The sequence below is a fragment of the Ruegeria sp. CF3 genome (genome assembly GCF_056537365.1).
Genome location: NZ_JBQFRK010000001.1, coordinates 1,193,030 through 1,211,821, shown reverse-complemented (window position 1 = coordinate 1,211,821; position 18,792 = coordinate 1,193,030). Strand labels below are relative to the sequence as shown.

23 protein-coding genes are annotated in these 18,792 nt (G+C 58.3%); all 23 read left to right on the top strand.

Features of this window, described 5'->3' with window-relative positions; all coding sequences use genetic code 11:
* Positions 1-116 precede the first annotated feature (116 nt).
* The 23 genes from ACR0KC_RS06135 to nuoH all read left to right on the top strand — a co-directional run bounded on the left by ACR0KC_RS06135 (position 117) and on the right by nuoH (position 18,792).
* The gene (locus ACR0KC_RS06135) at positions 117-1,643 is read left to right on the top strand and encodes an AMP-binding protein (RefSeq protein WP_480791093.1); all 1,527 of its coding nucleotides are present in this window, start codon (positions 117-119) and stop codon (positions 1,641-1,643) included.
* A complete protein-coding gene (locus tag ACR0KC_RS06130; protein WP_480771603.1) occupies positions 1,640-2,104 on the top strand; it encodes a lysozyme inhibitor LprI family protein in 465 nt (154 codons plus the stop codon). The genes ACR0KC_RS06135 and ACR0KC_RS06130 overlap by 4 nt, the downstream gene beginning before the upstream one ends.
* Positions 2,101-3,708 carry a carboxyl transferase domain-containing protein gene (locus ACR0KC_RS06125; RefSeq protein ID WP_480771602.1) on the top strand — a complete coding sequence of 536 codons (1,608 nt, stop codon included), beginning with the start codon at positions 2,101-2,103 and terminating at the stop codon, positions 3,706-3,708. Before ACR0KC_RS06130 ends, ACR0KC_RS06125 begins: the two co-directional genes overlap by 4 nt.
* Before the next feature lies 1 nt (position 3,709).
* Positions 3,710-4,135 carry an ASCH domain-containing protein gene (locus ACR0KC_RS06120; protein WP_170663811.1) on the top strand — a complete coding sequence of 142 codons (426 nt, stop codon included), beginning with the start codon at positions 3,710-3,712 and terminating at the stop codon, positions 4,133-4,135.
* A gap of 3 nt (positions 4,136-4,138) precedes the next feature.
* Positions 4,139-6,070 (top strand): acetyl/propionyl/methylcrotonyl-CoA carboxylase subunit alpha, encoded by a 1,932-nt coding sequence (locus ACR0KC_RS06115; RefSeq protein WP_480771601.1) that lies wholly within the window; start codon positions 4,139-4,141, stop codon positions 6,068-6,070.
* 79 nt (positions 6,071-6,149) lie between these two features.
* On the top strand, positions 6,150-7,004 hold the full coding sequence (locus ACR0KC_RS06110; RefSeq protein WP_480771600.1) for a hydroxymethylglutaryl-CoA lyase: 855 nt from the start codon (positions 6,150-6,152) through the stop codon (positions 7,002-7,004).
* Positions 7,005-7,007: 3 nt separating this feature from the next.
* A complete protein-coding gene (locus tag ACR0KC_RS06105; RefSeq protein ID WP_170424115.1) occupies positions 7,008-7,790 on the top strand; it encodes a crotonase/enoyl-CoA hydratase family protein in 783 nt (260 codons plus the stop codon).
* A gap of 182 nt (positions 7,791-7,972) precedes the next feature.
* Entirely contained in the window at positions 7,973-8,338 is a 366-nt protein-coding gene (locus ACR0KC_RS06100) for an NADH-quinone oxidoreductase subunit A (RefSeq protein WP_010442778.1), read from the top strand.
* On the top strand, positions 8,329-8,862 hold the full coding sequence (locus tag ACR0KC_RS06095; protein WP_010442777.1) for a NuoB/complex I 20 kDa subunit family protein: 534 nt from the start codon (positions 8,329-8,331) through the stop codon (positions 8,860-8,862). The genes ACR0KC_RS06100 and ACR0KC_RS06095 overlap by 10 nt, the downstream gene beginning before the upstream one ends.
* A 12-nt stretch (positions 8,863-8,874) precedes the next feature.
* A complete protein-coding gene (locus ACR0KC_RS06090) occupies positions 8,875-9,477 on the top strand; it encodes an NADH-quinone oxidoreductase subunit C (RefSeq protein WP_170424113.1) in 603 nt (200 codons plus the stop codon).
* 3 nt (positions 9,478-9,480) lie between these two features.
* Positions 9,481-9,654, top strand: a complete 174-nt coding sequence (locus ACR0KC_RS06085; protein WP_170397057.1) for a hypothetical protein — start codon at positions 9,481-9,483, stop codon at positions 9,652-9,654.
* Entirely contained in the window at positions 9,654-9,779 is a 126-nt protein-coding gene (locus ACR0KC_RS06080) for a hypothetical protein (RefSeq protein ID WP_010442774.1), read from the top strand. The genes ACR0KC_RS06085 and ACR0KC_RS06080 overlap by 1 nt, the downstream gene beginning before the upstream one ends.
* The gene (locus ACR0KC_RS06075) at positions 9,779-11,002 is read left to right on the top strand and encodes an NADH-quinone oxidoreductase subunit D (RefSeq protein ID WP_010442773.1); all 1,224 of its coding nucleotides are present in this window, start codon (positions 9,779-9,781) and stop codon (positions 11,000-11,002) included. Before ACR0KC_RS06080 ends, ACR0KC_RS06075 begins: the two co-directional genes overlap by 1 nt.
* Positions 11,002-12,102, top strand: a complete 1,101-nt coding sequence (gene nuoE, locus ACR0KC_RS06070) for an NADH-quinone oxidoreductase subunit NuoE (RefSeq protein ID WP_480705439.1) — start codon at positions 11,002-11,004, stop codon at positions 12,100-12,102. Before ACR0KC_RS06075 ends, nuoE begins: the two co-directional genes overlap by 1 nt.
* 30 nt (positions 12,103-12,132) lie before the next feature.
* Positions 12,133-12,360 carry a DUF5337 domain-containing protein gene (locus tag ACR0KC_RS06065; RefSeq protein ID WP_170404000.1) on the top strand — a complete coding sequence of 76 codons (228 nt, stop codon included), beginning with the start codon at positions 12,133-12,135 and terminating at the stop codon, positions 12,358-12,360.
* A 6-nt stretch (positions 12,361-12,366) separates the two neighbouring features.
* Positions 12,367-13,665: an NADH-quinone oxidoreductase subunit NuoF gene (gene nuoF / locus ACR0KC_RS06060; RefSeq protein WP_170403997.1), complete on the top strand. Its 1,299-nt coding sequence runs from the start codon at positions 12,367-12,369 to the stop codon at positions 13,663-13,665.
* 5 nt (positions 13,666-13,670) lie between these two features.
* A complete protein-coding gene (locus tag ACR0KC_RS06055) occupies positions 13,671-14,087 on the top strand; it encodes an MAPEG family protein (RefSeq protein WP_170397051.1) in 417 nt (138 codons plus the stop codon).
* Complete coding sequence (locus ACR0KC_RS06050; protein ID WP_170403991.1) at positions 14,084-14,587, top strand: DUF3291 domain-containing protein; 504 nt, start codon at positions 14,084-14,086, stop codon at positions 14,585-14,587. The genes ACR0KC_RS06055 and ACR0KC_RS06050 overlap by 4 nt, the downstream gene beginning before the upstream one ends.
* 79 nt (positions 14,588-14,666) lie before the next feature.
* On the top strand, positions 14,667-15,023 hold the full coding sequence (locus ACR0KC_RS06045; RefSeq protein ID WP_255612030.1) for a hypothetical protein: 357 nt from the start codon (positions 14,667-14,669) through the stop codon (positions 15,021-15,023).
* A gap of 98 nt (positions 15,024-15,121) precedes the next feature.
* Positions 15,122-15,526 (top strand): DUF5333 domain-containing protein, encoded by a 405-nt coding sequence (locus ACR0KC_RS06040; protein ID WP_255612031.1) that lies wholly within the window; start codon positions 15,122-15,124, stop codon positions 15,524-15,526.
* Between the two features lie 2 nt (positions 15,527-15,528).
* Positions 15,529-17,550, top strand: a complete 2,022-nt coding sequence (nuoG, locus tag ACR0KC_RS06035) for an NADH-quinone oxidoreductase subunit NuoG (RefSeq protein WP_480705437.1) — start codon at positions 15,529-15,531, stop codon at positions 17,548-17,550.
* A complete protein-coding gene (locus ACR0KC_RS06030; RefSeq protein WP_480705435.1) occupies positions 17,547-17,762 on the top strand; it encodes a hypothetical protein in 216 nt (71 codons plus the stop codon). The genes nuoG and ACR0KC_RS06030 overlap by 4 nt, the downstream gene beginning before the upstream one ends.
* Positions 17,755-18,792, top strand: a complete 1,038-nt coding sequence (gene nuoH / locus ACR0KC_RS06025; RefSeq protein ID WP_039534288.1) for an NADH-quinone oxidoreductase subunit NuoH — start codon at positions 17,755-17,757, stop codon at positions 18,790-18,792. Before ACR0KC_RS06030 ends, nuoH begins: the two co-directional genes overlap by 8 nt.

Below are 18,792 nucleotides of genomic sequence, written 5' to 3'. Positions count from 1 at the left end.
TGATGTCGATGTTTTGGATGCCGCGGCGCAGAAACGCTCTGATCTGCATCAAACTCCGGAAATTGCTGAAGCGGGGAGGCTAGCTGCAACCGCTAATGAAATAAGGGAAAATCAGCATGCATCCCGCTGAGCGCATACCGGGTTTGCGCGGCGACCAAAGCTGGGCGATCCCTGATCGGCTGAACATGGCGCAGCAATGCCTGTCGCAACAATCCGATCGGGTTGCTTTGCTGGATCTGACCCAGGGCGATCCGAGCGTGGTAACATTTGGCGAACTGGAGCTTATGGTTGATGGCATCGCTCGCGCGTTGATAGCTCGGGTCCAGCCAGGAGACCGGGTTGGCGTCTTGCTCAGCCAGTCGCCGTGGTGTGCCGCCGCGCATCTGGCGATCTGGAAGATCGGTGCGATTTCGGTGCCGTTGTTCAAGCTGTTCAAACACGATGCGCTGGCATCGCGCGTCAGAGATGCAGGTGCGCGGATCGTTTTGACGGATACAGAAGGGGCCGCGTTGCTGGGGGATCTGGCCCAGCCACTTTTGGTTGACGAGATCGGGCAGGAGGGGGAACCGGTGCCCTTTGCCGATACCGGCCCCGAAGATCCGGCGGTCCTGATCTACACGTCCGGCACCACTGGCAGTCCCAAGGGTGCGCTGCATGGTCATCGTGTGCTGCTGGGCCACCTGCCGGGCGTCTCGATCAGCCACAACCACCTGCGTGATGGGGATTGCCTGTGGACTCCAGCAGACTGGGCGTGGATCGGCGGTTTGTTCGACGTTCTGATGCCCGGGCTTGCGCTGGGTGTTCCGGTGGTTGCCACGCGTTTGGACAAATTCACCCCAAAGGCCTGCGCCGATGTGGTCGCGCGGGCGGGGGTGCGGAACGTCTTCTTTCCGCCGACGGCTTTACGGATGCTCAAAGCTGCGGATCAGTCGATACCGGGATTGCGGTCGGTGGCGTCTGGGGGCGAGCCTTTGGGCGCTGAGATGTTGGCTTGGGGCCAGCAGGCGTTTGGTCTGACGATCAACGAGTTTTATGGCCAGACCGAGTGTAACATGGTCGTATCCTCCTGCGCCGAGGACTTCCCCGTTCGCCCCGGCTGTATCGGTAAACCGGTGCCGGGTCATGAGGTGGCGGTAATTGACGATCATGGCCAACCGACGACGGAGGAAGGCGATGTTGCCATCCGGCGCGGTTCGGCCTCAATGCTGCTGGAATACTGGAATAATCCGCAAGCAACGGCTGAGAAATTCCGAGGTGATTGGCTGATCACCGGTGACCGTGGCGTGTGGGAAGGGGACTATCTGCGCTTTGTCGGTCGCGATGATGACGTGATCACCTCGGCAGGATACCGCATCGGTCCGGCGGAGATCGAGGATTGCTTGCTGACCCACCCGTCAGTGGCAACGGTGGGCGTGGTCGGCAAGCCCGATGAGCTGCGGACCGAGATCGTGAAGGCCTATGTGGTATTGAAGCCGGGGGCTGAGGCGTCGGGCGCTGAGTTGCAGAATTGGGTTAAGGACCGTTTGGCGCAGTATTCCTATCCGCGTGAGGTGTCGTTTCTGGAAGAGTTGCCGATGACGGTGACGGGAAAGGTGATCCGGAAGGAATTGAAGGCGCGGGCTGCAGGGGAGGCAATTACATGATGCGAATTGCACTTGCTGCGATGCTAGTACCATCGCTTGTTTCCGCTCAGAGCGCTTGGGTAGACCAGTCGTATATTCAACAATGTTTTTCTCAGACGCAGCATGGCGATAGCTTGTCATCATGTCTCGGTACAGCTGCCAATGCCTGCCAAACTATACCGGGAAATGAAACAACCCTTGGCATCACCGAGTGTATTCAAGCCGAAACCCAAATTTGGGATTCATTTCTAAACGAACAGTATAAACTGCGTCGAGCAGAACTGGCTGAACAAAGTCCCGAACTTTCGGACCAGTTGCGAGATGCTCAACGCGCATGGATCGGATTTCGGGATGCTGAATGTGCTCTGGCCTACGGCATATGGTCTGATGGAACGATACGCTCGATTGTTGCCGCAAATTGCCTGCTGACCGAAACCGCTGAACGCGCTGTGGAATTGCGCGACTTGGGGAAGATGGAATGAAACTAAAATCCAAAGCCATACCAACCTCTGAGGGGTTTAAGGCGAACCGAGCCGCACATCTGGATGCGCTGGCACATATTGCAGATGCCGCCGAAGCGGCCCGCATGGGTGGCGGTGAAAAATCGCGGGCGCGGCATGAATCGCGGGGCAAGATGCTGCCGCGTCGTCGGGTGGCGAACCTGCTCGATCCGGGTTCTCCGTTCTTGGAAATCGGCGCGACGGCGGCACATGGGATGTATGGAGATGCCGCGCCCTGTGCCGGGGTGATCGCGGGGATTGGCCGGGTGCAGGGGCGCGAGGTCATGGTGGTGTGCAACGATGCCACTGTGAAAGGCGGCACATATTATCCGCTGACGGTCAAGAAACACCTCCGCGCGCAGGAGATTGCCGAGGAAAACCATCTGCCCTGCATCTATTTGGTCGATAGCGGCGGTGCGAACCTGCCCAATCAGGATGAGGTTTTCCCCGACCGCGATCACTTTGGCCGCATCTTCTATAATCAGGCGCGGATGAGCGCGAAGGGGATTGCTCAGATCGCCGTTGTAATGGGGTCGTGTACGGCGGGCGGGGCTTACGTTCCGGCGATGTCCGACGTGACGATCATCGTGAAAGAGCAGGGCACGATCTTTCTGGCCGGACCACCTTTGGTCAAGGCCGCGACGGGGGAGGTTGTGACAGCCGAAGATCTGGGTGGCGGCGATGTGCATACGCGCCTGTCCGGCGTGGCGGATTATCTGGCCGAGGATGATGCGCATGCGTTGGCCTTGGCTCGGCGGGCCGTCGGGTCGTTGGGGGGTGCCGGGCTGAAGCCTGGCCTACAGTTCGAAACACCGGAAGAGCCTGCCTATGATCCCGAGGAAATTTTGGGCGTAGTTCCGGCCGATCTGCGGACGCCCTATGACATCCGCGAGGTGATTGCGCGGCTGGTCGATGGCTCTCGGTTCGACGAGTTCAAACCGCGATTTGGTGAGACGCTGGTGACCGGTTTTACCCATGTCAAAGGCTGCCCGGTCGGGATCATTGCCAACAACGGTGTGTTGTTTTCTGAGGCCGCGCAGAAGGGTGCGCATTTTGTCGAGCTGTGTTCGCAGCGCAAAACACCACTGGTATTCCTGCAGAACATCACAGGCTTCATGGTTGGTCGGAAATATGAAAACGAAGGCATCGCGCGGCACGGGGCCAAGATGGTGACGGCGGTGGCGACGACGAGCGTTCCAAAGATCACAATGCTTGTCGGAGGGTCCTTCGGAGCTGGAAACTACGGCATGGCAGGACGCGCCTATCAGCCTCGGTTCCTGTGGACTTGGCCGAATTCGCGTATCTCAGTGATGGGGGGCGAGCAAGCTGCAGGTGTCCTAGCGACTGTCAAACGCGACGGGATCGAACGACAGGGCGGCACATGGTCGGCTGAGGAAGAAGCTGAATTCAAGCGCCCGACGCTGGACATGTTCGAAGAACAATCCCACCCGCTCTACGCGTCGGCGCGGTTGTGGGATGACGGCATCATCGACCCGCGCAAATCGCGCGATGTGTTGGCATTGTCGCTAAGTGCCGCACTGAACGCCCCGATTGAGGAGACACGTTTCGGCGTGTTCAGGATGTAAGATGAGCGTTTCATTGAATGAAGTAATGGCCCGCTACCCGGGCGCGCAGACCTTCAAGTTTGGAGACAGCGCATCGCTAAGTGCCGAGCTGCTGGCGTTGGTAAGATTAGGCCGAAAAACGGCGACATGTGGTGCTTTGCGAGACTACCCCGTAGGCAGTGCAGATACTCCGGTCGTTGGGCGTCAGGATATTGCGCTGGAATGGGATGATCGCCCCGCTTTGGTGATCGAAACGGTCGAGGTTTCGACCTGCCGATATTGCGATGTGACCGAAGACTTTGCGTTGGCCGAGGGTGAGAATGAAACGCTTGAGGGATGGCGCGAGGATCATCGCCGGTATTTCGAACGCAATGGCGGGTTCGATCCCAAGATGGAATTGCTGTGCGAACGCTTCCGCCTTGTCGAAGATCTGGCGGTTAAGGGGTAAGCTATGTTTAACAAAATCCTGATTGCCAACCGCGGCGAGATCGCCTGCCGGGTCATGGAAACTGCTCAGAAGATGGGCGTATCATGTGTGGCTGTGTATTCGGATGCTGATGCATCGGCCAAGCATGCGCAAATGGCGGATGAAGCGGTGCATATTGGTGGCGCGGCCCCAGCCGAAAGTTATCTGAAGGGTGATGTGATCATTCAGGCGGCGCTGGATACAGGAGCGCAGGCGATCCATCCTGGTTATGGATTCTTGTCCGAAAACCCGGATTTTGTGGATGCAGTCGAGGCTGCAGGTCTGACCTTCATCGGGCCATCGGCGGACGCGATCCGCAAGATGGGCCTTAAGGATGCAGCCAAGGAATTGATGGAGGACGCAGGAGTTCCCGTCGTCCCCGGCTATCATGGCAACAATCAGGACCCCGAACATCTGGCTGGCGCGGCAGATACCATCGGGTATCCCGTTTTGATCAAGGCCGTTGCAGGTGGTGGTGGCAAGGGGATGCGGCTGGTCGAGGCGCCCGAGGAGTTCTCGGCTGCATTGGACAGCGCGCGCGGTGAGGCAAAGACGGCGTTCGGTAACGATGCTGTACTTGTCGAGAAATTCGTCGCCAAGCCCCGCCATATCGAGGTGCAGGTGTTCGGCGATGGCACCCATGCGGTGCATCTGTTTGAACGCGACTGCTCGTTGCAGCGGCGACATCAGAAAGTGATCGAAGAGGCCCCAGCCCCTGGAATGACTGCCGAGATGCGTGAGGCGATGGGGCAGGCGGGCGTGCGTGCGGCTGAGGCGATTGGATACAAGGGCGCAGGGACGGTTGAGTTCATCGTCGATGCCTCGGACGGGCTCTGCCCGGATCGGTTCTGGTTCATGGAGATGAACACGCGCCTGCAAGTCGAGCACCCGGTGACCGAGGCCATTACCGGCGTTGATCTGGTCGAATGGCAGTTGCGCGTAGCAGCGGGTGAAAGCCTGCCGAAGCGGCAGGGCGATTTGTCGATCCGCGGGCATTCCTTTGAGGCGAGGCTTTATGCCGAAGATGTGCCCAAAGGCTTTCTGCCTGCGACGGGTACGCTGACTCATCTACAGTTCCCGGAAGGCTGCCGTGCCGATAGTGGCGTGCGCGCCGGGGATACGATCAGCCCATGGTACGACCCTATGATCGCCAAGGTCGTGGTGCATGGCCCGACACGCGCGGTCGCTTTGGAAAATCTCCACCGGACCTTGCGCCAGACCGAGGTCGCCGGGACTGTCACAAATCTCGCCTTCCTCGGTGCTCTGACGCGTCACAGCGGGTTTGCGTCCGGCGATGTGGACACCGGGCTGATCGGGCGCGATCTTGAGGCTCTGGTAGAGGTCGCTGATACAGGTCATGCGTCAACGGTGGCTGCGGCGATGACGGCGCTGGGCCTGATAGAGACTGCCTCTGAGACAGGCTTCACCCTTTGGGGGGCATTGCACCGGGCCGTGCAGCTAATGCGCGACGGAGAGGTTGTTGATCTGGATGTCCAGGTCGAAGGCCCGGATCGGCAGATTTGGGAGATCGAAGGTGCGCAGCTTGTTGCGCGGCGGCGTGGCGCTGGCTGGACCATCGATGGGACACCCATGCCCAATGTTGTCATGGCCGGGTCACAGGTCACTGTATTCGACGACTATGGGCAGGTATTTGAGGTCATTGACCCTCTGGACCGCGATGCCAGTGCTGCAGGTGACACCAACGTGATCGAGGCGCCGATGCCCGGGCTGGTCAAGGCCGTCTTCGCCTCGGCGGGACAGGAGGTGAAAGAGGGCGACCGGCTGGCCATTCTGGAAGCGATGAAGATGGAGCATTCTTTGTTGGCCGCCCGAGATGGGGTGGTCGCGGAAGTGTTGGCCGAGGCAGGTGCACAGGTCGAGGCCGGTGCAGCGTTGGTTCGGTTGGCCGAGGATTGATCTGTTCGGCCCGCGGATTGCGTGGCACAGTCGGGCCATCCGCAATTGAAACGATAAGAAACCGGGAAGGGATGCGCTGATGAAAGAACGGGTCGAAATATTCGAGGTCGGGCCACGCGACGGCCTGCAGAACGAACAGCGCGAGATCCCGGTGGCCGAGAAGGTCGCCTTGGTCGATTGCCTCAGCCGGGCCGGTTTCAACCGGATCGAAGTTGCCAGTTTTGTCTCACCGAAATGGGTCCCGCAAATGGCGGGCAGCGGTGAAGTTATGGCTGGAATCACACGGACCGAAGGCGTGCGGTACGCTGCGCTGACGCCGAATATGCGCGGATATGAGGACGCGTTGGCAGCCAAGGCAGATGAGATCGCGGTGTTTGCTTCGGCGTCCGAGGGGTTCTCGAAAGCGAACATAAACGCAACGATTGCCGAATCCATCGAACGGTTTGTGCCCATTCTCGAAGCAGCACGACATATTGATCTGCCCGTCCGGGGCTATGTCTCGTGCGTGACCGACTGTCCCTATGACGGCCCGACCCCGCCCGAGAAGGTGGCCGAGGTGGCGGACGCGCTGTTTGCCCATGGCTGCTATGAGATTTCGCTGGGGGACACAATTGGGCAGGGAACGCCGGACAAGATTGCTCATATGCTGCTGGCCGTGCGCGAACGAGTGCCGGTTACCCGGCTTGCAGGACATTTTCATGATACCAACGGGCGGGCAATCGACAACATAGACGCTTCGCTTGCCTTGGGTGTGCGGGTATTTGATACCGCCGTGGGCGGGCTGGGTGGTTGCCCTTATGCGCCGGGTGCGGCCGGTAATGCCGCAACCGAAGCCGTGACCGCACATCTGGAACGGTTGGGATATGAGACCGGTCTGGATGTGCCGGTTCTGGAACAGGCGGCGCGCATGGCGCGGGCAATGCGGGCGGAATAAGATATGTTCGAGACCATTACGCTGAACACAGACGCGCGTGGCGTGGCTACTCTGACGCTGGATCGACCCGAGAAGCACAACGCACTGTCGGCGCAGATGATTGCAGAGCTAACCCAGGCCGCTGGGCAATTGGCAAATGATGATGCGGTGCGGGTGGTGGTTCTGGCCGCCGCGGGCAAGAGCTTTTGCGCCGGGGGAGATCTGGGTTGGATGCAGGCGCAGATGGCTGCCGATCCCGAGACGCGTTTTGCCGAAGCGCGCAAGCTGGCTGAGATGCTGAATGCCTTAAATACGCTGCCCAAACCCTTGATCGGCGCGTTGCAGGGAAACGCGTTTGGTGGAGGTGTCGGGATGGCTTCGGTCTGCGATGTGGCGATCGGTGTGGAAAGCCTGAAGATGGGTCTGACCGAAACGCGGCTTGGCCTGATCCCGGCGACGATTGGACCCTATGTCATTGCCCGAATGGGCGAAGCACGGTCGCGGCGCGTCTTTATGTCTGCCCGCCTATTCGAAGCGGCGGAAGCGGTCGAACTGGGCCTGTTGACCCGCGCGGTGCCCGCTGTGGCGTTGGCCGAGGCGGTCGAAGCTGAAGTGCTTCCCTATCTGTCCTGTGCACCCGGTGCGGTGTCTTCGGCCAAGCAGCTGATCCAGTCACTTGGGCCGCGAATTGATGACGCGGTGATTGACCACACCATTCGACAGCTTGTCGCGCGTTGGGAAACTGATGAGGCGCAAGAGGGAATCGGCGCCTTTTTCGACAAACGAAAACCTGCATGGATTAGTTAGGTTTAGCCGATCACTTTGTTCCAGAAGTGTTCTCCGCAATAGCCCGCTGGATGATTGTAACAATGCCGACCTGCGCGTTTCTGTTCGGTTGACCCTCTGACCCCACAGGGATAGAGAATGTCCAGTCAAATCGCCAATTGACGGCGCACCCTTTCGGGACTTGCGCAGGAAAGGAGCTATACGTGGAAGACCTGCTGCGGGAGTACCTCCCGATTCTGGTGTTTCTGGCCGTTGCCGTAGGCCTTGGAATCGTACTGATTCTGGCTGCTGTGGTCCTGGCTGTCCGCAATCCCGACCCCGAAAAGGTCAGCGCCTATGAATGTGGTTTCAACGCCTTCGACGATGCGCGAATGAAGTTTGATGTCCGATTCTATCTGGTCGCGATTCTCTTCATCATCTTTGATCTGGAAATCGCCTTCCTGTTCCCCTGGGCCGTTGGCTTCAAAGACATCAGCGATGTTGGGTTCTGGTCGATGATGGTGTTCCTGGCGGTGCTGACCATCGGCTTTGCCTATGAATGGAAGAAAGGGGCCCTGGAATGGGAGTGATGACGGGCGCAAACACCGCCGGCGTCGACAAGGAAGTCGCCACCCAGGCCCTGAACGCAGAACTGCAGGACAAGGGATTTCTGCTGACCTCGACCGAGGACATCATCAACTGGGCGCGGACCGGATCCTTGCACTGGATGACCTTTGGTCTGGCCTGCTGCGCGGTAGAGATGATGCACACGTCGATGCCACGGTATGACGCGGAACGGTTCGGCATCGCGCCTCGTGCGTCTCCGCGCCAGTCTGATGTGATGATCGTCGCTGGAACGCTGACCAACAAGATGGCCCCGGCGCTGCGCAAGGTTTATGACCAGATGCCCGAGCCGCGCTATGTGATCTCGATGGGGTCCTGCGCGAATGGCGGTGGGTATTACCACTATTCCTATTCCGTTGTGCGTGGCTGTGACCGGGTTGTTCCGGTGGATATCTACGTGCCTGGCTGCCCTCCAACCGCTGAGGCGTTGTTGTATGGACTGATGCAGCTGCAACGCAAAATCCGCCGAACCGGCACCATCGTACGCTGAGGGAGAGGATAGATGAGCGAAGCACTCAAAGAACTCGGCACTCAGTTGGAGCTGAAACGTGCAGATTGCGTTCTGGCCTGGGATGTGACCCATGGCGAGCTGAACGTCGATGTGGCTCCTTCGAATCTGGTGGAATTCATTGAGTTTCTCAAAAGTGAGCGGACCTGCCAGTTCTCGACCCTGGTTGACATCACCGGCGTCGACTACCCCGAACGGGCCAAGCGGTTCGATGTGGTCTACCACTTCCTGTCAATGTATCAGAACCAGCGCATTCGCTTGCGAGTCTCGATCCGAGAAGATGACATGGTGCCTTCAATCGTGGACGTGCACCCCTCTGCCAATTGGTTCGAGCGCGAGGTGTTCGACATGTTCGGCATCCTGTTCTCGGGTCATCCAGACTTGCGACGCATCCTTACGGATTATGGTTTCCGCGGCTATCCACTGCGCAAGGATTTCCCGACCACTGGCTATACTGAAGTCCGCTATGACGAAGCGCAAAAGCGCGTGGTCTACGAACCGGTCTCATTGGTTCAGGAATACCGTCAATTTGATTTCATGTCCCCGTGGGAAGGTGCGAACTACATTCTTCCGGGGGATGAAAAACAGGAGTCGTAAGTCATGGAGTTCCTGATCTGGATTGCCGTCACGGTTGCCACGATTATCCCGATGCTGAAGCTGCTACCGCATTTCGGGATCGAGAAATACTGGGTCGTAGCCTGCGTCATCCCGATTGGAACGCTGATCCTGATTTGGATCATGGCCATGAAACTGCAAGAGATGGAGCGCCGCTGATGGGTCTGGGGGAACTGATTGCGTTGGGGGCGCTTGGGGTTCTGCTGGCTGGGGCCGCTGCCAAGGCAGCTGAGGCGGAAAAGGTCCGGGTACGGGCCGAAGCGAAGAAGAAACGAGGGCGTTGATGGACGGCTCAAGATACGATGACGGCAGCACGGACGCGCTGAGCGGAGAACAGAAGATCCGCAACTTCAACATTAACTTCGGCCCGCAACACCCTGCGGCGCATGGAGTTCTGCGACTTGTGCTTGAGCTGGACGGCGAGATCGTCGAACGTTGCGACCCGCATATCGGCCTATTGCACCGTGGTACCGAAAAGCTGATGGAAAGCCGGACGTATCTGCAGAATCTGCCGTATTTCGACCGTCTTGATTACGTGGCACCGATGAACCAGGAACATGCCTGGTGTCTGGCCATCGAAAAACTGACCGGTGTTGAAGTGCCGCGTCGCGGCTCGCTAATCCGCGTTTTGTATTCCGAGATCGGGCGTATTCTTAACCACCTGCTGAACGTGACTACTCAGGCCATGGACGTTGGCGCGCTGACCCCGCCTCTGTGGGGTTTTGAAGAGCGTGAAAAGCTGATGGTGTTCTACGAGCGTGCCTGTGGTGCCCGCCTGCACGCCGCCTATTTCCGCCCCGGTGGCGTTCATCAGGACCTGCCGCCGGAATTGCTGGATGATATCGAGGCTTGGAGCCACGAGTTTCCCGCCGTTCTCGATGACATTGACGGCCTGTTGACCGAAAACCGCATATTCAAACAGCGCAACGCCGATATCGGCGTCGTGACCGAGGATGACATTCAAAAATACGGCTTCTCGGGCGTGATGGTCCGTGGCTCGGGGCTGGCATGGGACCTGCGTCGCGCGCAACCCTATGAATGCTATGACGAGTTCGAGTTTCAGATCCCCGTCGGCAAGAACGGCGACTGCTATGACCGATATCTTGTCCGCATGGAAGAAATGCGCCAGTCACTGCTGATCATCCGTCAGGCCATCGCCAAAATCCGCGACTGTCCCGGAGATGTTCTGGCGCGCGGCAAGATCACCCCGCCGAAACGGTCGGACATGAAGACTTCGATGGAAAGCCTGATCCATCACTTCAAGCTGTATACCGAAGGCTTCCACGTCCCCGCGGGCGAAGTCTATGCCGCCGTTGAGGCTCCTAAGGGCGAGTTCGGCGTCTATCTGGTCGCCGACGGCACCAATAAGCCCTACCGCGCCAAACTCCGCGCGCCGGGGTTCCTGCACTTGCAAGCCATGGACCACGTTGCCGGAGGCCACCAACTGGCCGACGTCGCCGCGATTATCGGCACCATGGACGTCGTATTTGGAGAGATTGACCGCTAATGCTCCGCCGTCTTCACGCCGAACAACCCGAAAGCTTCGCCTTCACCGCTGCTAACCAGCAATGGGCCGAAGCGCAAATAACCAAATATCCCGAGGGGCGTCAGGCCAGTGCGGTCATCCCGCTGCTGTGGCGCGCGCAGGAGCAGGAGGGATGGCTGAGCCGTCCGGCGATCGAATCCGTCGCCGACATGCTTGGTATGGCCTATATCCGCGTTCTTGAGGTTGCCTCGTTCTACTTCATGTTCCAACTGCAGCCGGTTGGTTCGGTTGCGCATATTCAGGTCTGTGGCACTACGTCCTGCATGATTTGCGGGGCCGAGGACCTGATTGCGGTTTGCAAGGAAAAGATCGCTGCAAAGCCGCATGAACTGTCTGCTGATGGCAAGCTGAGCTGGGAAGAGGTGGAATGCCTCGGATCTTGCACCAATGCCCCGATGGCGCAGATCGGTAAGGATTACTACGAAGATCTGACGACCGAGAGCTTTGGCAAGATTCTCGATGATCTGGTGGCGGGCAAAGTGCCGACTCCGGGTCCTCAGAACGGGCGCTATGCGGCGGAACCTCTGAAGGGGCTGACCAGCCTGACGGAGTATGAAAGCGGCAGAACGCAGTATAACGCAAGTGTTCAGCTTGCGAGCGATCTGGGTGATACCGTCAAGCGCATCGACGGGACCGAGGTTCCGATCCTGACCCCGTGGCTGGGCAAGGATGGCAAAGCAGCAGCGACCAAAGCCGCGCCGAAGCCACCCAAAGCGCCGACCCCCGCGAAACCTGCTGTGAAACAGGCCGCAGAAGCGAAAGCAGCGAAAGAGGATCAGCCGGAAACGCTGAAAGAAGCGCGGGGTGGCAAGCCGGATGATCTCAAGATGCTCAAGGGCGTTGGTCCGAAGCTGGAAGAAACCCTGAACGGGCTGGGCTTTTATCATTATGACCAGATCGCTGCATGGACGCCTGAGCAGGTGGCCTGGGTCGATGCACGGCTGAAATTCAAAGGCCGGATCGAGCGGGACGGGTGGATCGAACAAGCCGCGAAACTGGCTGCAGGTGAAGAAACCGAGTTTGCCAAACGTGCCAAAGAAGACGGCACTTACGAAGATTAAACGAGTGCCCGCCTAGGGCATCAGGACAAGATGGATACGGACAAGGAACTGGCCATAGCCCGCAAGGGCCGACATATCGGCATCGTCATTGCGGTGACGATGGTGATTTGGCTTGGAATGACCTTGTTCATTGGCCCTGCAATCGGATTGCCGGGGCGTTATGCGCTGCTGTTTGATTTTGCCGCTTTGGCAGGATTCATCTATGCGGGCGTCAACATATTTCAACTCTGGCGCATGCGTCAGGACAGCCAAAGGTAACACGCGATGCTGAAGGATCAGGACAGGATCTTTACCAACATCTACGGGATGCATGAGCGCACGTTGAAAGGCGCGCAGGCCCGCGGGCATTGGGACGGCACCGCTGGCCTGATCGAGAAAGGCCGCGACTGGATCATCCAGACAATGAAAGACTCAGGTCTGCGCGGCCGTGGTGGTGCGGGTTTCCCGACCGGTCTGAAATGGTCTTTCATGCCCAAGGAAAGCGATGGTCGCCCGGCTTATCTGGTGGTGAACGCGGATGAATCCGAACCCGGGACGTGCAAAGACCGCGAGATTATGCGTCATGATCCGCACACGCTGATCGAGGGGTGCCTGATCGCGTCTTTCGCAATGAACGCGCATACTTGCTACATCTACCTGCGCGGCGAATACATCCGCGAGCGTGAGGCTCTGCAGGCCGCGATTGACGAAGCCTATGACGCGGGTCTGCTCGGGAAGAATGCTGCTGGTTCCGGCTGGGATTTCGACCTGTTCCTGCATCACGGCGCTGGGGCTTATATCTGCGGCGAGGAAACTGCTCTGATCGAAAGCCTTGAGGGCAAGAAGGGTATGCCGCGCATGAAGCCTCCGTTTCCGGCGGGAGCGGGTCTTTATGGCTGCCCGACCACGGTGAACAATGTGGAATCGATTGCCGTTGTGCCCACGATTCTGCGGCGTGGTGCCGACTGGTTCGCAGGCTTTGGCCGTCAGAACAACGCGGGCACCAAGCTGTTTGCGATCTCGGGCCATGTGAACAACCCCTGTGTCGTCGAAGAGGCGATGTCGATCTCCTTCGAAGAGCTGATTGAAACCCATTGCGGCGGCATTCGTGGCGGCTGGGACAATCTGCTGGCGGTAATACCCGGCGGGTCTTCGGTGCCATGCGTGCGCGGTGAGAACATGCGCGACGCGATCATGGATTTTGACTATCTGCGCGGAGAACTGGGTTCGGGTCTGGGCACGGCAGCGGTCATCGTGATGGACAGGTCCACCGACATCATCAAGGCAATCTGGCGGTTGTCGAAGTTCTACAAGCACGAAAGTTGCGGCCAGTGTACGCCATGTCGTGAAGGCACTGGTTGGATGATGCGCGTGATGGACCGTCTTGTACGCGGTGAAGCCGAACTGGAAGAGATCGACATGCTGTTTGACGTCACCAAACAGGTTGAAGGCCACACAATCTGCGCCCTTGGCGATGCCGCCGCTTGGCCGATCCAAGGTCTGATCCGCAATTTCCGAGAAGAAATAGAGGACCGCATCAAGGCCCAGAAATCGGGCCGCATGGGTGCGATGGCAGCGGAGTAAAATCGATGGAAGTCTATGCCGAATATTCCCACGCGATCGCCGCTTTGGTGATCTTTACCCTGATCGTTCTGTTCATGTCGCCGTTCTCGGCGCTTGCAAAAGCGGGCAAGGGGCTGGCACCGGGGGCCACTCCGGATCAGGATTATTCGGACAGGGCCTATCGTTTGAACCGCGCTTATCTGAACGGCACTGAAACTCTGCCTGCCTTTTTGACTGTTACAGTCGCGGCGATCCTGTTGGGGGCCAGCCCGTTCTGGGTGAACCTGCTGGCCTCAATAGCGCTGCTGGCGCGGGTTGTTATGTTGGTGATTCACCTGCGCGGGATCGGCAAGCCGCATAGCGGGGTCCGGTCTGTTGCTTATGTGGTTGGATGGGCCTGCATGTTCATTCTTGGCCTTATTGCGTTGGTGGCCGCGTTTTGATCCAGCCCGAAGGATATCATCTGGCCGAGTTGAATGTCGGCCGTTTGTTGGCGCCAACAGACGATCCGCGCGTGGCTGAATTCATGGCCAACCTGGATCGCGTCAACGGGCTTGGCAAGCGGATGTCCGGCTTTGTCTGGATGATGGAAGGGTCCGGAGAACCGGGAACAGGCAACACCGAAAACAGCATCGGGGATGATCCGCAATTCGTCGCGAACCTGACGGTTTGGGAAGACGTCGCCAGCCTTGAGAAATTTGTTTGGGGGACTATCCACAAACAGTTCTACGAGCGTCGGCAAGAGTGGTTCGAAATCCTTGGCGAACAACATTTTGTCATGTGGTGGGTGCGGGAAGGGCATTGCCCCAGTTTGGCCGAAGCGCTGGATCGTCTGGAAAAGCTGCGCTCGGAAGGACCCAGCGAGCATGCCTTTGGGTGGGCAGAATTGAAACAGGCCAGCAAGTGGCGCGACAATCGTTGCGTACAGGTCGCGGCGGAGTGAACGGGATGTTGATTCATACGCTTTCTCCTGCGCATCAGCGGATGCCACAAGCGCCAGCCACGAAACAGGAGTGGTCATGATGGCGAAACGCGTATTCGTAATGACAATGGTATTGGTGGGAAGCTTACTTGTATCTGCCTGCGGTACAGCGAAATCGAGGGCGACCCGCGTGGCGTTTGACGGCATTTTCTTCAACGCCAACGCTAAACACGTGGATAAGAAGACGACACCTACCGATTTCACTGTGACTGTGAATGGCGTTTCGCAGTCATTGGAAGGCGCACGCGAAGCAGGCCGTTATGAGGGCACAAAATTCTGCATTCAGAATTTTGGATCGTCCAGAATTGTATGGAAGGTTGGGCCGGAGACCGAGCCGCAAAATCTACGGATCGAAAACGATAAGCTCACATATGCCGGAAGCTGTCAGCGACCATGAGCCACCGTATCGCATATCACGGCAAAACCCATGGGCTGTTATTGCATAGCAGCCCGGCTGACCGCCGTCTTGGGAATCCCAAGACGAAAGGAAATGTCATGACCGTTGTACGACTTCTGGCCGCGATTTGCGCGATTTCGATGCCTGTAATGGCCGAAGCCAAACCACCCTTGAGGGATGTCAAAGAGATCGACAACGAACTCTACTACATCGCGATCGCAAATGAGATTTCGGAGTACTGTCCGTCGATCAGCGGGCGTCGACTTAAGGCGATTGGGGTGATGTGGGATCTGCGGTCCAAGGCGAACAAATTGGGATATTCGGACAAGGAAATCCGCGCCTATGTGGACTCGGATGCCGAAAAAGACAGGATGCGCGCCAAGGGTGAGGCGTATCTGATCCAAAACGGCGTGTCTTATGAAAATCCCAATTCTTTCTGCACGTTGGGGCGGAAAGAGATTGAAAGAAACAGCGCCATCGGCGTGTATTTGAGGGCGAACTAGCGATGTCTGACCTCCGCAAAGTCAATATCGACGGGCAGGAAATCGAAGTCGATGGCGCGATGACACTGATCCAGGCCTGCGAGCAGGCCGGGGTCGAAGTGCCGCGCTTTTGCTATCACGAGCGTCTGTCGATTGCCGGGAACTGCCGGATGTGTCTGGTCGAGGTCGTGGGCGGCCCGCCGAAACCGGCGGCCTCCTGCGCGATGCAGGTGCGCGATCTGCGTCCGGGTCCGGAAGGGCAGGCACCGGTGGTCAAGACGAACTCGCCCATGGTCAAGAAGGCCCGCGAAGGGGTGATGGAGTTTCTGCTGATCAACCACCCGCTGGATTGCCCGATCTGCGATCAGGGCGGTGAGTGTGACCTGCAGGATCAGGCCATGGCCTATGGTCTGTCAGGGACGCGCTTCAAAGAAGCCAAGCGTGCCGTGGATGATCTGGATCTGGGTCCGTTGGTTGGCACCGCGATGACTCGCTGCATCAGTTGTACTCGTTGCGTGCGCTTCACCACCGAGGTTGCCGGGATCACTCAGATGGGCCAGACCGGGCGTGGCGAAGATGCCGAGATCACCTCGTACCTGAACCAGACGCTGGATTCGAACCTGCAGGGCAACATCATCGATCTGTGCCCGGTAGGGGCGTTGACCTCGAAGCCATATGCCTTCACCGCTCGCCCTTGGGAACTGACCAAAACCGAGAGTATCGACGTGATGGACGCTTTGGGCTCAAGCATCCGTGTAGATACCAAAGGGCGTGAAGTGATGCGCTTTCTGCCGCGCAACCATGACGGTGTGAACGAGGAATGGATCAGCGACAAGACCCGCTTTGTCTGGGACGGCTTACGGCGTCAGCGACTGGACAGGCCTTATGTGCGCGAAAACGGCAAGCTGCGTCCTGCCACATGGCCAGAAGCACTGAACAAAGCTGCTGAGGTTCTTAAGGGGGCCGAGAAACTGGCTGGGATCGTAGGTGATCTGGCTCCGGTAGAGGCCATCTATGCGCTGAAACAGATGATCGAAGGGCAAGGCGGTATCGTTGAGTGCCGCACCGACGGCGCCAAACTGCCTGCGGGTAACCGAGCAGCCTATGCCGGGACCGCGGCAATCGAAGATATTGATGCGGCTGAACGTATCCTGTTGATTGGGACCAACCCGCGTGACGAGGCTCCGGTTTTGAATGCTCGTATCCGCAAGGCCTGGGCACACGGCGCCGAGGTGACCCTGGTCGGGCCTGCCGTCGATCTGACCTATGAGTATCACCATGTAGGCAGCGACCGTGCCGCGCTGCAGACCATCGTTGATATGGGTGGTGATGATGAGATCAAGGGCAAGCGCTCTCTTGTCATCGTCGGGCAGGGCGCGCTGCAGGAGGCCGATGGCTCTGCCATTCTGGCCGCCGCGCAAGCCATTGCAAGCAATACCGAAAGTGGGCTGATCGTTCTGCACACCGCGGCATCGCGCGTAGGTGCGATGGATGTGGATGCGACCAACGAAGGTGGCATGGAGGCGGTCAACGCGGCCGATGTGATCTATAACCTCGGTGCTGACGAAGTTGAGATCGGCGAGGGTGCCTTTGTGATCTATCAGGGCAGTCACGGCGATCGTGGCGCGCACCGCGCAGATGTGATCCTGCCGGGGGCGGCTTACACAGAAGAAAACGGTCTGTTCGTGAACACCGAAGGGCGTCCTCAACTCGCCATGCGCGCAGGCTTTGCACCGGGAGAGGCCAAGGAAAACTGGGCAATCCTAAGGGCGTTGTCTGCCGAGCTGGGGGCTACGCTGCCCTACGATACATTGGCTCAATTGCGAACCTCCTTGCTCGAATCTGTTCCGCATCTGGCGCGCATTGATGAGGTGATTGAGAATGAAGCAGCGGCGCTACAAGCCGGAAAATTGGGTGAAGCCAGCTTCCGCAATGCAATCAAGGATTTCTACCTGACCAACCCGATTGCCCGCGCCTCGCAATTGATGGCCGAACTATCGGCACAGGCGCAGACCCGCAAGACTGAGAAGATTGCGGCTGAATGAACCAGAAACGTTTCATATTGCAGACGTACGCGGTGCCCGGGTGGCAGATAGCCGCGCCGGATTTGCGTGTGAAATTGAAGATTAAGGGTGGCGTACAGACGGCAGATGCTGTTTACACCAACGCGCCGACCCAGCCGCAGATTGCGCAGGCATCTGGCCTTTGCATCGCACGCGGAAACCAAAATACCCACGGTGTGAGGACCAATGGCTGACTTCTTTAACACCCCAGGCGGAATAGCCATCATCATTCTGGCGCAAGTGCTTGCTGTTGTTGCGTTCGTGATGATCTCGCTGTTGTTCCTCGTTTACGGCGACCGCAAGATCTGGGCCGCCGTCCAGATGCGTCGCGGCCCCAACGTTGTCGGCGTATACGGCCTGCTGCAATCGGTGGCGGACGCACTGAAATATGTGGTGAAAGAGGTCGTCATTCCCGCCGGTGCCGACCGTACAGTGTTTATCCTCGCACCATTGACCAGTTTTGTCCTCGCGATGATCGCCTGGGCGGTGATCCCGTTCAACGATGGCTGGGTCCTGTCGGACATCAACGTCGCCATCCTCTATGTCTTCGCAGTCTCATCGCTTGAGGTTTATGGCGTGATTATGGGTGGTTGGGCGTCGAACTCAAAGTATCCATTCCTTGGGTCGCTGCGCTCTGCCGCGCAGATGATTTCATACGAGGTATCCATCGGTCTGATCATCATCGGCATCATCATCTCGACCGGTTCGATGAACTTTGGTGATATCGTCCGCGCACAGGATGGCTCGTTCGGGTTCTTCAGCTGGTACTGGCTGCCGCATTTCCCGATGGTGTTCCTGTTTTTCATCTCGGCATTGGCTGAAACCAACCGTCCACCCTTCGATCTGCCCGAGGCGGAATCGGAACTGGTTGCAGGCTATCAGGTCGAATACTCGGCCACGCCTTTCCTGCTTTTCATGGCTGGTGAATACATCGCCATCTTCCTGATGTGTGCTCTGACCACACTGCTGTTCTTTGGCGGCTGGCTGTCCCCGATCCCAGGCCTGCCTGACGGCGTATTGTGGATGGTTGCCAAGATGGCGTTCTTCTTCTTCATCTTCGCGATGGTCAAGGCGATCACACCCCGCTACCGCTATGACCAGTTGATGCGCCTGGGTTGGAAAGTGTTCTTGCCGTTCAGCCTCGTCTGGGTCGTTTTCGTGGCCTTCGCGGCGAAATTCGACTGGTTCTGGGGCGCGTTTGCCCGTTGGAGCGTAGGAGGCTGA

Bases quoted from the DNA above. Each gene is read 5' to 3' on its own strand.
- ACR0KC_RS06135 (WP_480791093.1), top strand. From the start codon at position 117: ATGCATCCCGCTGAGCGCATACCGGGTTTGCGCGGCGACCAAAGCTGG.
- ACR0KC_RS06130 (WP_480771603.1), top strand. From the start codon at position 1,640: ATGATGCGAATTGCACTTGCTGCGATGCTAGTACCATCGCTTGTTTCC.
- ACR0KC_RS06125 (WP_480771602.1), top strand. From the start codon at position 2,101: ATGAAACTAAAATCCAAAGCCATACCAACCTCTGAGGGGTTTAAGGCG.
- ACR0KC_RS06120 (WP_170663811.1), top strand. From the start codon at position 3,710: ATGAGCGTTTCATTGAATGAAGTAATGGCCCGCTACCCGGGCGCGCAG.
- ACR0KC_RS06115 (WP_480771601.1), top strand. From the start codon at position 4,139: ATGTTTAACAAAATCCTGATTGCCAACCGCGGCGAGATCGCCTGCCGG.
- ACR0KC_RS06110 (WP_480771600.1), top strand. From the start codon at position 6,150: ATGAAAGAACGGGTCGAAATATTCGAGGTCGGGCCACGCGACGGCCTG.
- ACR0KC_RS06105 (WP_170424115.1), top strand. From the start codon at position 7,008: ATGTTCGAGACCATTACGCTGAACACAGACGCGCGTGGCGTGGCTACT.
- ACR0KC_RS06095 (WP_010442777.1), top strand. From the start codon at position 8,329: ATGGGAGTGATGACGGGCGCAAACACCGCCGGCGTCGACAAGGAAGTC.
- ACR0KC_RS06090 (WP_170424113.1), top strand. From the start codon at position 8,875: ATGAGCGAAGCACTCAAAGAACTCGGCACTCAGTTGGAGCTGAAACGT.
- ACR0KC_RS06085 (WP_170397057.1), top strand. From the start codon at position 9,481: ATGGAGTTCCTGATCTGGATTGCCGTCACGGTTGCCACGATTATCCCG.
- ACR0KC_RS06080 (WP_010442774.1), top strand. From the start codon at position 9,654: ATGGGTCTGGGGGAACTGATTGCGTTGGGGGCGCTTGGGGTTCTGCTG.
- ACR0KC_RS06075 (WP_010442773.1), top strand. From the start codon at position 9,779: ATGGACGGCTCAAGATACGATGACGGCAGCACGGACGCGCTGAGCGGA.
- nuoE (WP_480705439.1), top strand. From the start codon at position 11,002: ATGCTCCGCCGTCTTCACGCCGAACAACCCGAAAGCTTCGCCTTCACC.
- ACR0KC_RS06065 (WP_170404000.1), top strand. From the start codon at position 12,133: ATGGATACGGACAAGGAACTGGCCATAGCCCGCAAGGGCCGACATATC.
- nuoF (WP_170403997.1), top strand. From the start codon at position 12,367: ATGCTGAAGGATCAGGACAGGATCTTTACCAACATCTACGGGATGCAT.
- ACR0KC_RS06055 (WP_170397051.1), top strand. From the start codon at position 13,671: ATGGAAGTCTATGCCGAATATTCCCACGCGATCGCCGCTTTGGTGATC.
- ACR0KC_RS06045 (WP_255612030.1), top strand. From the start codon at position 14,667: ATGGCGAAACGCGTATTCGTAATGACAATGGTATTGGTGGGAAGCTTA.
- ACR0KC_RS06040 (WP_255612031.1), top strand. From the start codon at position 15,122: ATGACCGTTGTACGACTTCTGGCCGCGATTTGCGCGATTTCGATGCCT.
- nuoG (WP_480705437.1), top strand. From the start codon at position 15,529: ATGTCTGACCTCCGCAAAGTCAATATCGACGGGCAGGAAATCGAAGTC.
- ACR0KC_RS06030 (WP_480705435.1), top strand. From the start codon at position 17,547: ATGAACCAGAAACGTTTCATATTGCAGACGTACGCGGTGCCCGGGTGG.
- nuoH (WP_039534288.1), top strand. From the start codon at position 17,755: ATGGCTGACTTCTTTAACACCCCAGGCGGAATAGCCATCATCATTCTG.